The sequence below is a fragment of the Oceanibaculum sp. genome (assembly GCF_022449305.1).
Taxonomy (GTDB): domain Bacteria; phylum Pseudomonadota; class Alphaproteobacteria; order Oceanibaculales; family Oceanibaculaceae; genus Oceanibaculum; species Oceanibaculum indicum.
The window spans coordinates 67,787-79,206 of record NZ_JAKUSO010000003.1; the positions used below are offsets into that span (position 1 = coordinate 67,787).

Annotated in this window: 10 protein-coding genes; 3 read left to right on the plus strand and 7 right to left on the minus strand. The window is 65.1% G+C overall.

Annotated elements, in window-relative coordinates; all coding sequences use genetic code 11:
* Window positions 1–42: 42 nt before the first annotated feature.
* The 4 genes from MK313_RS01835 to ugpB form a co-directional block, all read right to left on the minus strand.
* Window positions 43–1,122 (minus strand): sn-glycerol-3-phosphate import ATP-binding protein UgpC, encoded by a 1,080-nt coding sequence (locus MK313_RS01835; protein ID WP_287779908.1) that lies wholly within the window; start codon window positions 1,120–1,122, stop codon window positions 43–45.
* Window positions 1,123–1,143: 21 nt separating this feature from the next.
* A complete protein-coding gene (ugpE, locus tag MK313_RS01840) occupies window positions 1,144–1,983 on the minus strand; it encodes a sn-glycerol-3-phosphate ABC transporter permease UgpE (RefSeq protein ID WP_008945550.1) in 840 nt (279 codons plus the stop codon).
* Between the two features lie 10 nt (window positions 1,984–1,993).
* Window positions 1,994–2,875 carry a sn-glycerol-3-phosphate ABC transporter permease UgpA gene (gene ugpA / locus MK313_RS01845; RefSeq protein WP_008945551.1) on the minus strand — a complete coding sequence of 294 codons (882 nt, stop codon included), beginning with the start codon at window positions 2,873–2,875 and terminating at the stop codon, window positions 1,994–1,996.
* Window positions 2,876–2,985: 110 nt separating this feature from the next.
* Entirely contained in the window at window positions 2,986–4,305 is a 1,320-nt protein-coding gene (gene ugpB, locus MK313_RS01850; RefSeq protein ID WP_008945552.1) for a sn-glycerol-3-phosphate ABC transporter substrate-binding protein UgpB, read from the minus strand.
* Between the two features lie 220 nt (window positions 4,306–4,525).
* On the opposite strand from ugpB, the gene ada reads away from it, so the two are divergent.
* The 3 genes from ada to MK313_RS01865 all read left to right on the plus strand — a co-directional run bounded on the left by ada (window position 4,526) and on the right by MK313_RS01865 (window position 8,249).
* Window positions 4,526–5,620 carry a bifunctional DNA-binding transcriptional regulator/O6-methylguanine-DNA methyltransferase Ada gene (gene ada / locus MK313_RS01855; protein ID WP_287779909.1) on the plus strand — a complete coding sequence of 365 codons (1,095 nt, stop codon included), beginning with the start codon at window positions 4,526–4,528 and terminating at the stop codon, window positions 5,618–5,620.
* Window positions 5,621–5,987: 367 nt separating this feature from the next.
* Entirely contained in the window at window positions 5,988–7,823 is a 1,836-nt protein-coding gene (locus tag MK313_RS01860) for a transglycosylase domain-containing protein (protein ID WP_287779910.1), read from the plus strand.
* 36 nt (window positions 7,824–7,859) lie between these two features.
* Window positions 7,860–8,249 (plus strand): VOC family protein, encoded by a 390-nt coding sequence (locus tag MK313_RS01865; protein ID WP_287779911.1) that lies wholly within the window; start codon window positions 7,860–7,862, stop codon window positions 8,247–8,249.
* A gap of 31 nt (window positions 8,250–8,280) precedes the next feature.
* On the opposite strand, the gene MK313_RS01870 is transcribed toward MK313_RS01865, so the two are convergent.
* Genes MK313_RS01870 through MK313_RS01880 form a run of 3 tightly spaced genes read right to left on the minus strand, consistent with a single transcriptional unit; the run spans window position 8,281 to window position 11,400 of the window.
* Window positions 8,281–9,477 carry a multidrug effflux MFS transporter gene (locus MK313_RS01870; protein ID WP_287779912.1) on the minus strand — a complete coding sequence of 399 codons (1,197 nt, stop codon included), beginning with the start codon at window positions 9,475–9,477 and terminating at the stop codon, window positions 8,281–8,283.
* Window positions 9,470–10,198 carry a M48 family metallopeptidase gene (locus tag MK313_RS01875; RefSeq protein ID WP_287779913.1) on the minus strand — a complete coding sequence of 243 codons (729 nt, stop codon included), beginning with the start codon at window positions 10,196–10,198 and terminating at the stop codon, window positions 9,470–9,472. The genes MK313_RS01870 and MK313_RS01875 overlap by 8 nt, the downstream gene beginning before the upstream one ends.
* Entirely contained in the window at window positions 10,195–11,400 is a 1,206-nt protein-coding gene (locus MK313_RS01880) for a multidrug effflux MFS transporter (RefSeq protein ID WP_287779914.1), read from the minus strand. Before MK313_RS01880 ends, MK313_RS01875 begins: the two co-directional genes overlap by 4 nt.
* Window positions 11,401–11,420 lie beyond the last annotated feature (20 nt).

Here is an 11,420-nt window from a genome sequence, read left to right on the forward strand (position 1 = left end):
TTTATTTGCCGATGGCAACCAATCCGCTGCTGATAGCAGGGATCAGTTCAGCCGCTTCTGGCTTTCCTTGTCGAACAGATGCAGCTCATTGTCGGCCGGGCGCAGGTGCAGCGTGTCGCCGGCCCGGAACTGCGCCACGCCGGGCAGGCGGGCGGTCAGATGCGCCTCGGTGCCCTGGATCGAGCCATAGACCAGCGTGTCGGCTCCCAGCATCTCCACCAGATCGACCGCGACTTCCAGCGTGCCCGGGGCGGCTTCGGCCTGCTGCTGGAGATGTTCCGGGCGAATGCCCAGCACCACCGGCTTGCCATCGGCAGCACCGCGGACCCCGCCATTCAGCGGCAGCATCACGCCGCCCAGATCGGCGGTGCGGCCGCCGTCGGACAGGGTGGCCGGCAGGAAGTTCATAGAGGGCGAGCCGATGAAGCCGGCGACGAACATGGTGGCCGGCTTCTCATAGACCTCCAGCGGCGTGCCGATCTGCTCGGCGACACCCAGATTCATGACCACCAGCCGGTCGGCCATGGTCATCGCCTCGACCTGGTCGTGGGTGACGTAGATCGAGGTGGTGCCGAGGCGCCGCTGCAGCCGCTTGATCTCCACGCGCATCTGCACGCGCAGCTTGGCGTCGAGGTTGGACAGCGGCTCGTCGAACAGGAAGACGGCCGGCTCGCGCACGATGGCGCGGCCCATGGCGACACGCTGGCGCTGGCCGCCGGACAGCTGGCGGGGATAGCGCTCCAGCAGCTGGCCGATCTGCAGCAGGCTGGCGGCATCCTGCACCCGCTTTTCGATCTCGGCCTTCGGCAGGCCCTTGATCTTCAGCCCATAGGCCATGTTGGCATAGACCGTCATGTGCGGGTACAGCGCGTAGTTCTGGAACACCATCGCGATGTCGCGGTCCTTCGGCTCCAGCTGGTTCACCACGCGGTCGGCGATCGAGATGTCGCCACCGGTGATTTCCTCCAACCCGGCCACCATGCGCAGCAGGGTGGACTTGCCGCAGCCCGACGGGCCGACCAGCACGATGAACTCGCCATCGGATATATCCATGTCGATCCCGTGGATCACCTGGGTATCGCCGTATTTCTTGAAGACGTTCTTCAGATGGACGTCAGCCATCGGTGTTGACCCTTCCAAGCCTTACTTTTCGGTTTCGACCAGGCCTTTGATGAACAGGCGCTGCATGAAGACGACAATGGCGACAGGCGGCAGCATGGCCAGCATGGCGGTCGCCATGACGGCCGGCCAGTCGGTGAAATCGTCCACGCCGATCATGTGGCTGATGCCCATGACGATGGTGTTCATGTCCTTGTCGGTGGTGATGAGCAACGGCCAGAGATACTGGTTCCAGCCATAGATGAAGAGGATGACGAACAGGGCGGCGATGTTGGTGCGCGACAGCGGCAGCACCACGTCGCGGAAGAAGCGCATCGGCCCGGCGCCGTCGATGCGCGCGGCTTCCAGCAGCTCGTCCGGGATCGTCATGAAGAACTGCCGGAACAGGAAGGTCGCGGTCGCCGACGCGATCAGCGGAATGGTGAGGCCGCCATAGGAATTCAGCAGCCCCAGATCGGCCACCACCTCGAAGGTGGGCAGGATGCGCACCTCCACCGGCAGCATCAGCGTGATGAAGATCGTCCAGAAGCACAGCATCCGGAACGGGAAGCGGAAATAGACGATGGCGAAGGCCGAGGTCAGCGAGATCGCGATTTTGCCGATGGCGATGACCAGCGCCATGATCAGGCTGTTCAGCATCATCTGCCCGACCGGCACCACCTTGCTCGACCCCTCGAACAGGGCGCGCGTGTAATTGTCGATCAGATGCGGCCCTGGCACCAGCGGCAGGGGCGGCTGCAGGATCTCGCCCTGCGTCACCGTGGAGGCGACGAAGGTCACGTAGAGCGGAAAGGCGACAATAGCGATTCCGCTCAGCAGGATGATGTGGCTGAGGATCGTCAGTCCGGGGCGGCGTTCGATCATGGCGCGTTCCTCAGTAATGCACGCGGCGTTCGATATAGCGGAACTGCACGACGGTCAGCGTGATGACGATCGCCATCAGGATGACCGACTGCGCCGCCGAACCGCCGAGGTCGAGGCTGACGAAACCGTCCGAGAACACCTTGTACACCAGCGTCTCGGTCGCCTTGCCGGGACCGCCCTTGGTGACGGCATGGATGATGCCGAAGGTGTCGAAGAAGGCATAGACGATGTTAACGACCAGTAGGAAGAAGGTGGTCGGGGACAGCAGCGGGAACACGATGGTCCAGAACCGCCGCGACGGGCCGGCGCCATCAATGGCAGCCGCCTCAATCAGCGATTTCGGAATTGCCTGCAGCCCGGCCAGGAAGAACAGGAAATTGTAGCTGATCTGCTTCCAGGCGGCGGCGAACACAATCAGCGTCATGGCCTGGTTGCCGTTCAGCACATGGTTCCAGTTATAGCCCATCTGCTTCAGCCAGAAGGCGACGAGGCCGGTCGACGGGTTGAACATGAACAACCACAGCACGCCGACGATGGCCGGGGCCACGGCATAGGGCCAGATCAGCAGGGTGCGGTAAGCGTCGGTGCCCTTGATGACGCGGTCGGCCATGACGGCCAGCACCAGCGCCATGCCGAGCGACAGCGCCGTCACCGAGATGCTGAACACGGCTGTGGTCTTGAAGGAGGAGAAATACAGCGGATCGCTCAGCAGGTTCTCGAAATTCTCGAACCAGACGAACTCGCTCGACAGGCCGAATGCGTCCTCGATGAGGAAGGACTGGTACAGCGCCTGGCTTGCCGGCCAGAGGAAGAACACAGCCGTAATCACAAGCTGGGGAAAGACCAGGGCCAGCGGCAGCAGGCGCTGGCGGAAGACGACGCGTTTTTCCATCGGGGCGGTCTGTTCTGCAGAAAAGGGCGAGGTTTGTGGCTTGGTAACGACTCAGGCGGCGCATCGCAAGGATGCGCCGCCCTCTGTCGTCGTCTTGAGCCGTCAGCGGGTTACTTGTTGGCCCGCTCGAAGCGGCGCAGCAGCTCGTTGCCACGGGCAACCGCATTGTCGAGAGCCGCCTTGGCGGTCTTCTGGCCGGACCACACGCCTTCCAGCTCCTCGTCGATGATGGTGCGAATCTGGTCGAAGCTGCCCAGGCGCAGGCCCTTGGAGTTATCGGTCGGGGCCTTGCCGGTCATCTGCTTGATGGCGATGTCGGTGCCCGGGTTCTTCTCGTAGAAGCCCTGGCTCTTGGTCAGCTCATAGGCGGCGTAGGTGATCGGCAGATAGCCGGTATTCTGGTGCCACTCGGCCTGCACTTCCGGCGAGGACAGGAAGTTCAGGAAGTTGGCCACACCCTTGTATTCCGCCGGGGAATGGCCGGTCATCACCCACACCGACGCGCCGCCGATGATGGTGTTGTAAGGCGCGCCCTCGACTTCGGCGTGGTAGGGCAGGTTGCTGATCGCGAAGTCGAACTTGGCCTCCTTCTTCACGCCTGCATAGCCGGCCGAGCTTTCGAACATCATGCCGCATTCGCCGCTGCGGAAGCGGGCGGCAGCCTCGTTGCGGCGGCCACCGTAGAAGAACTTGCCTTCCTTCGCCCAGGTACCCAGCATGTCGATGTGCTTCACCTGCACCGGGCCGTTGAAGGTCAGCTCGGCATCCATGCCCAGCATGCCGTTCGCCTTGGTGGCGAAGGGCTGGTTGTGATAGGCGCTGAGGTTCTCCAGCTGGGTCCAGGACTGCCAGGAGACGGTCATCGGACACTCGACGCCGGCGGCCTTCAGCTTGTCCACGGCGGCAGCGACCTCGGCCCAGGTCTTGGGCAGGGTGGCGGTGTCGATACCGGCCTTCTTGTACAGGTCCTTGTTCACATACATGACCGGGGTGGAGCTGTTGTACGGGAACGACAGCATCTTCCCGTCCAGCGTGCTGTAGTAGCCGGTCACGGCCGACAGATAGTTCTTCGGGTCGAACGGGAAGCCATTCTCGTTCATCACCTCATAGACCGGCTTCACCGCACCCTTGGCGGCCATCATGCTGGCGGTGCCGACCTCGTACACCTGCAGCAGGTGCGGCTGCTGCTTGGCGCGGAACGCGGCGACGCCGGCGTTCAGGGTTTCGGAGTAGTTGCCCTTGTTGGTGGCAACGACCTTGAACTCGCTCTGCGAGGCGTTGAACTTGTCAACCTGGGCCTGCAGCAGCTCGCCCAAGCGGCCGCCCATGGCGTGCCACCACTGGATTTCGGTCTGCGCATGGGCAGCGCTGGCGCCGGTGAGCGCGGTGGCGAGAACGCCAGCAGCGAGTGTAAACTTGCGGATGATCATTTCAGGTCCCCCCTTTATGGGCTGATCAGCGGTACGCTGGAGCCCTCTTGTAGGCTGAACTCATTATGCTCTCGCGACAAATTTGTGAAGCTTTTATTACAGCCGTGTGAGCGTCGGAGACTCTATTTCGACCGCGGATAAGGCCGCAAGCTTCGGATAGTGAAGCCTTTCCCGAAGGATGAGACTGGTGCCTGTGAAGCGGGATGACGAGGAGAAGATCATGCGGGCCCAGCGACAGGAAGCGGCGCCACAGAGGGCGGTCATGCAGCCGGCGGATGAAGAGGCACGCTGGCTGCAAGTTCTGGCACGCGATAGCGATGCCGATGGCCATTTCGTCTATGCGGTGAGCTCGACGGGGATCTATTGCCGGCCAAGCTGCCCCAGCCGCAAGCCCAAGCGCGAGAATATCGGCTTCTATGAATTGCCTGAAGCCGCCGAACAGGCGGGGTTCCGTGCCTGCAAGCGCTGCCGGCCGGAACAGGCTGCCCTTGCCGATCCGCGCATGGTGGCGGTACGCCGCGCCTGCCGGGAGATCGAGCGCACGGAACAGCCGGCACCCGATCTGGAGACGCTCGCAGCGGGTGCGGGCCTCAGCCCGTTCCATTTTCAGCGCCTGTTCAAGCAGCTGGTCGGGGTAACGCCGAAACAATATGCCGAAGCGCGCCGGCAGGCGCGGCTGCGCCACCATCTGCGCAAGGGCGAGGATGTGGCCAGCGCCCTCTATGGTGCCGGCTATGGCTCCAGCAGCCGTCTTTATGAGAAGGCGGGGGATTATCTCGGCATGACGCCGGCAGTCTATCGCAAGGGCGGCGAGGGGATGGCGCTGGGCTATGCGATGGCGGAGACGGCGTTCGGCCTGCTCTATGTCGGCGCGACGGAGCGCGGGCTGTGCGCGGTCGGCCTCGCCGATGATGCGGCGGAAGCACTGGCCGATCTTGCCGCCGAATTCCCGAAGGCTGCGCGGGTACCGGACCAGCAGGGGCTGGCGCCGGCGCTGGCGGCGATCCTGGCGCATCTGGACGGGCGCAGCCCGCATCTCGACCTGCCGCTCGACATCCGCGCGACCGCTTTCCAGCATCAGGTGTGGGAGGCGCTGCGCGTCATTCCGCGCGGCGAAACGCGCAGCTACAGCGAGATTGCGGCTGCACTCGGTCGGCCGGCGGCGGTGCGCGCAGTGGCGCGGGCCTGTGCCACTAATCCGGCGGCGCTGGTCATCCCCTGCCATCGGGCGGTGCGCCAGGACGGGTCACTGGCCGGCTATCGCTGGGGCATCGATCGCAAGCGCCGTCTGCTGGCGCAGGAGCGGAAGGTTTGACGCTGGATCAATTTTCTCTGATAATGTACTGAAATTCATGTTTATATTAACGGACTGTTAAACCAAAAGCTTAAAACTGGCGATTTTGAAGGCCTTCGCACTATCGCGGACGTAAGATCGAAGCCGATCCGGGTAATCGGGGATGCCGATTCCAGGCGGCGACAAGCTAATTGGCATATATCTCTAAAGCATGATAATGATGGGCCGAGGATAAGGCGTTCGGGGCTCCATGGCGGGAAAGCGGACAGCGGCACGGGCGAAAGCCGACACGCAGCGCCGTCGCACGAAAGGCGGCAATACAACGCCTCGATACGGAATAGCTCGATTTTTACTAAAATGGTCTTTTGTTTCCCTGGTCTGGCTCTCCATGCTGTTTGCCGGGGTGATGGGATACTTCGCCTATCAGCTGCCTGATATTTCCACCCTCAACGAACAGGCGCGCCGGCCCAGTGTGCAGCTGCTCTCGGCCGATGGCGCTGCCTTCGCCAGCTTCGGCGAGGTCTATGGCGAAACCCTGCCGGTCAAGCAGATGTCGCCGCACCTGCCGCGTGCCGTCATCGCCATTGAGGACCGGCGTTTCTACGATCATTTCGGTGTCGATCTGATCGGCCTGGCCCGCGCCAGTGTCGCCAATTTCCGCGAGGGCCGCGTGGTTCAGGGGGGCAGCACCATTACCCAGCAGCTTGCCAAGAACCTGTTCCTCACCTCCGAACGCAGCCTTGAGCGCAAGATCAAGGAAGTGATGCTGGCTCTCTGGCTGGAGCGGAAGTTCAGCAAGGACGAAATCCTCGGCATCTATCTGAACCGGGTCTATTTCGGCGCCGGCACTTATGGCGTTGATGCTGCGTCCCGGCGGTATTTCGGACGCAGCGCACGCGACCTCGATCTCTACCAGTCGGCCATGCTGGCCGGCCTGCTGAAGGCACCCTCGCGCTACAACCCGTCCCGCGACAAGGCGCAGGCCGATGGCCGCGCCCGGCAGGTGCTGGCGAGCATGGTGGAGGCTGGCCTGGCCGATTCGGCGGCCGCCGCCCGCGCGGCAAAGCAGGGCACGGCCATCGCCGTCGGCGCGCGGGGCGGCGATGGCGCGCGCTACTTCGCGGATTGGGTGCTGGATCGCGCCATGGGCTATCTCGGCCATATCGACCGCGACATCATCATCGTCACCACGCTGGACCCGGCCTTGCAGCGCGCCGCGGAAGAGACGCTCGACAGCGCGCTGGCGCGGGACGGCAAGGCCGCGAAGGCCGGCCAGGCGGCGCTGGTCGCGCTCGATCTTGATGGCGGGGTGCGGGCGATGGTCGGCGGGCGGGATTACGGCCAGTCGCAGTTCAACCGGGCAACCCAGGCGCAGCGCCAGCCCGGCTCGGCCTTCAAGCCCATCGTCTATCTGGCGGCCTTGCAGGCCGGCTGGGAACCGGCGGACAGCATCGATGACCAGCCGATCCGCATCGGTGACTGGAGTCCGGCTAATTTCGACGGTCGCCATCATGGCACGGTGACGCTGGCCGATGCCTTCGCGCAATCCTCGAACGTCGCGACCGTTCGGCTTGCCGAGCGTGTCGGCCGGTCGCGGGTGATCCAGACCGCGCGCCGCCTCGGCCTGTCGGGGGAACTGGCCAACCACCCCAGCCTGCCGCTGGGTGTCAACGAAGTCAGCCTGCTGGAGCTGACCGGTGCCTATGGCCCCTTTGCCAATGGCGGGCAGGGCGTCATCCCCTATGGCATCCGGGAAATCCGCGATGCCGACGGGCTGGTGCTGTTCCGTCATAACGGCTCGGGCATCGGCCCGGTCATGTCTCCGGCCGATGCGGCTGCCATGACCGACATGATGGTCGGTGTGATCTCCCGGGGCACCGGCCGCGCGGCGCAGCTCAGCCGGCCCGCGGCGGGCAAGACCGGCACCAGCCAGGATTATCGCGATGCCTGGTTCGTGGGCTATTCCAGCGATCTCATCACCGGCATCTGGATGGGCAATGACAATGCCGCGCCGATGAACAAGGTCACCGGCGGCGGCCTGCCGGCAAAGGCCTGGCAAAGCTTCATGGAGCGCAGCCATCAGGGGCTGCCGCCCAGCCCGCTGTTCGCCCATGCGCTGATGCGTATCCAGCAGGCCTCCGTCGAGCCGTCGCGGCCGGCGCTGGCAACGACCGGTGTCGCGCCGGGCAACCGCGTGGATGGCCTGTCCGGTGCGCGGGATTAGGGGTGTGTTGGACTCGAGACGGCCTGCGAGACAGGCATGAGCGGCCTCAGCCAGATCGGCCAGATCGATTACACCGTCATCTACACGCGCAATTTCGATGCGATGCGGCGCTTCTACGAAGAGGTAATGGGCTTCCCGCTCACGCGGACGCTCAGCGCGCGCTGGCTCGAATACAAGATTGGGCCGACCATCCTGGCGCTGACCACATATGGCGGGCGGTTCGACGACCCGCAATTGCCACCGGGTGCGCTTTCCGTGCAGTTGGCGTTCAGTGTTCCGCCTGAAGCTGTTGCGGTCTGCGCTGAGGAATTGCAGGCCAAGGGCGTGGCGCTCGAATCGCCGGTGACTGATCAGCCCTTCGGTCACCGGACCCTGTTCTTTAGGGACCCCGACGGCAATATCCTCGAAATCTATGCGGAAATCTGAGACGCCGGGCGCGCGGAATTAGCGCTTTCGTCTAGCGCTTCCTGGGCAGCACCAGAAACCGGAAGCTGAGCAGCGCCAGGATGGTCATGGCGGCGATGCTGGCCGTCATCGGGATGGCGGTGCCATCATGCCAGTGACCGACGCCGATGCCGACGATCGCGGCCATGCCCATCTGCAGGAACCCCATCAGCGCCGAGGCGGCGCCGGCCATCTGCGGATAGGGGCCGATGGCGCCGGCCATCGCGTTCGGCATGATCAGGCCGATTCCGGCCATGACCAGCGCGAAGGGCCCAACAATGCCGGCGACGCTGGGCAGGCCTGCCAGCACCAGCCCGGCCATGAAGGCCCCCGCCAGCGCGGCCAGCGTAGCGCCCAGCAGGATCAGCCGGTCGCCCCCCAGGCGCAGTGTCAGCCGCCCGGCGGCCAGCGCGCCGCTCATGAAGCCCAGTACCACGGCGGCGAAGCAGAAGCCGAAATATTCCTCCGGCACGCCCAGCACCCCGATCAGCACGAAGGAGGAGCCGGAGATGAAGCTGAAGATCGTGGAATAGGAAAAGGCGACGGTCAGCGCATAGCCAAGATAGGTGGGGTCTCGCAGCAGCAGCCGGTAATTGCCGATCAGGGTGGCGGGGTCGAGGGCCCGGGGGTTGCGCTGCGCGTTCGTCTCCGTCAGCAGGAGCAGCAGCCCTGCCAGCACCGTGCCGCCAAAGCCCGCCAGCACCCAGAAATTCGCCTGCCAGCCGAACCAGACATGCAGGAAGCTGCCCAGGATGGGGGCGGCTGCCGGTACCAGCGCCATGGCGCTGGACATGTAGGCCAGGACCTTGGCGGCGCGGGTGGGTCCATAGACGTCGCGGACCACGGCACGGGCCAGCACCGGCCCGCAGCAGGCGCCGACCGCCTGCAAGCCGCGCGCGGCGATCAGCGCCTCGATGTTCCAGGCCAGCGCACACAGGATGGAGGCCAGGAAATACAGCGCCATGCCGCCCAGCATGACCGGTCGCCGGCCGAACCGGTCCGACAGCGGCCCATAGATCAGCTGCGCCACGGCAAAGCCAACCAGAAAGACGCTGAGCGTCAGCTGCACGCTGGCCACGTCGGTCGAGAAGACCCGTGTCATGGTTGGCAGCGAGGCCAGATACATGTCGGTGGAGATCGGCCCCAGCGCGACGCACGCGGTCAGCAGGATGGCGACCGGCAGGCTGTCCGCCCTTGGCTTTTCAGCCATAGCGGTGCAGCCGGGGGCCGTGCGCCTTCAGCCAGCGCTGGGCGCGCTGCCGGTCCACCTCCAGCTGGTCCACCAGCCGCCAGAAGCGAACCGAATGGTTCATCTCCACCAGATGGGCGGCTTCGTGGGCGACCACATAATCGATCACGAAATCCGGGGCGAGGATCAGCCGCCAGCAGAAGGACAGGTCGCCGTTGGAGGAACAGCTGCCCCAGCGGCTGCGCGTGTCGCGGACCGTCACCCGGCCGATCTGCCGGCCCAGCCGGGCGGCATAGAGACGGGACCGCGCCGCAAGGTCGCGCCGCGCCTCCGCCTTCAGCCAGTCGGTCAGCCGGCGGGGTAGATGTTCTTCCGGCCCGGCGATGTGGAGTTCCGGCCCGTCCGCCGCTGCTTCCAGCCAGACCACGCCGCGCCGTCCCCGGCCTTCACCGGTGTTGCGATGGCAAATTCGATGCTCGACGCCGCGATAGGGAACGCTGGCACCGGGCGCGAAAGCCAGCTTTTCCGGCACCTTGGCCAGCCGGCTTTCCAGCCAGCCTGTATGCGCTTTCAGGAAGGCCTGCGCCTCCGCCTCGCGCACGCCGGGCGGCAGCACCAGCGTGACCTTGCCGGTCTGGTCGAGGCGCAGGATCAGCCGTTGGGCGCGGGCGCTGCGGCGGACGGTGACGGACACTGTGCGGTCCCGCCCGACGGACAGCTGCATCGCGCCGGCCCCGCTCATTGCAGGCGTACAGCCTCTGGTCGCGCACCGCGCACCAGCGCCAGATAGCTGGCGAAGGTCAGCAGGGCGGACAGGGCGAAGACAAGCGGCATGGGCATATCATGCACGGACTGCAGCAGGCCGACCAGCACCGACATCACCATCGCCATCGCCATCTGCAGGAAGCCCATCAGCGCCGAGGCGACGCCGGCCATGGCGGGAAACGGGCCGATGGCGCCGGCCATGGCGTTCGGGATCAGCATGCCCATGCCGGTCAGCATCACCATCATCGGCCCGATCAGGGTATAGGCCGTGACGAATCCGGCCAGCGAGAAGCCGATCATCGCTCCGCCGGACAGCAGCACGACGAGCGCGCCAATCGCCACCATGCGCGGTGCGGCCACACGGCCGGAGGTCCTGTTGGCGATGGCGCTGCCGATGGCGTAGCCCAGCACGTTGAAGATCGACAGCACGCCGAACAGGTCGGGCCGGATTCCCAGCTGGTCGATCAGGATGAAGGGAGAGCCGGTCATATAGGCGAACAGGCAGCCGAAGCTGAAGGCCAGCGTCAGCGTGTAGCCCATATAGAGGCGGTTGCGCAGCAGGCGCCCGAAATTACCCGCCATGACCGAGATGTCGAGGGCACGCGGGTCGCGGGCTGCATTGGTTTCCTGCACGCCCACCATGGTGACCAGCAGCAGCACCAGCCCCCATCCGGCCAGGAACAGGAAATTCGCCTGCCAGCCGAAGGCGACCTGCAGCACGCCGCCCAGTACCGGGCCGGCCGCCGGTGTCAGCGCCAGGGCGAGGCCGACCAGCGCCATCACCTTGGCGTAGCGCTGGCCCTCAAACAGGTCGCGGCCGATGGCGCGGCCCAGCACCTGACCGGAACAGGCACCGATGGCCTGGAACAGCCTGGCTGCGATCAGCCATTCGATGCTGGGGGCCAGCGCGCAGGCCAGGCTTGCCAGCGCGAAGATCGCCAGCCCGCCGATCACCACCGGACGCCGTCCGAAGCGGTCGCAGAGGGGGCCATAGATCAGCTGCGCCACGGCGAATCCCGCCAGAAAGACGCTCATTGTCAGCTTCACCGTGCCGGGATCGGTGGCGAAGACGGCGGCAAGCGACGGCATGGACGGCAGATAGATGCCGGTGGACATCTGCCCCATCGCGACCAGCACGGTCAGATAGGCGATGGTCCAGGCGGACTCCGGGCGGATCATGATTGGCGCACCAACTATTT

Bases quoted from the DNA above. Each gene is read 5' to 3' on its own strand.
- ugpA (WP_008945551.1), bottom strand. From the start codon at position 2,875: ATGGAAAAACGCGTCGTCTTCCGCCAGCGCCTGCTGCCGCTGGCCCTG.
- MK313_RS01860 (WP_287779910.1), top strand. From the start codon at position 5,988: ATGCTGTTTGCCGGGGTGATGGGATACTTCGCCTATCAGCTGCCTGAT.
- MK313_RS01865 (WP_287779911.1), top strand. From the start codon at position 7,860: ATGAGCGGCCTCAGCCAGATCGGCCAGATCGATTACACCGTCATCTAC.
- MK313_RS01870 (WP_287779912.1), bottom strand. From the start codon at position 9,477: ATGGCTGAAAAGCCAAGGGCGGACAGCCTGCCGGTCGCCATCCTGCTG.
- ugpB (WP_008945552.1), bottom strand. From the start codon at position 4,305: ATGATCATCCGCAAGTTTACACTCGCTGCTGGCGTTCTCGCCACCGCG.
- ada (WP_287779909.1), top strand. From the start codon at position 4,526: ATGCGGGCCCAGCGACAGGAAGCGGCGCCACAGAGGGCGGTCATGCAG.
- ugpE (WP_008945550.1), bottom strand. From the start codon at position 1,983: ATGATCGAACGCCGCCCCGGACTGACGATCCTCAGCCACATCATCCTG.
- MK313_RS01880 (WP_287779914.1), bottom strand. From the start codon at position 11,400: ATGATCCGCCCGGAGTCCGCCTGGACCATCGCCTATCTGACCGTGCTG.
- MK313_RS01875 (WP_287779913.1), bottom strand. From the start codon at position 10,198: ATGAGCGGGGCCGGCGCGATGCAGCTGTCCGTCGGGCGGGACCGCACA.
- MK313_RS01835 (WP_287779908.1), bottom strand. From the start codon at position 1,122: ATGGCTGACGTCCATCTGAAGAACGTCTTCAAGAAATACGGCGATACC.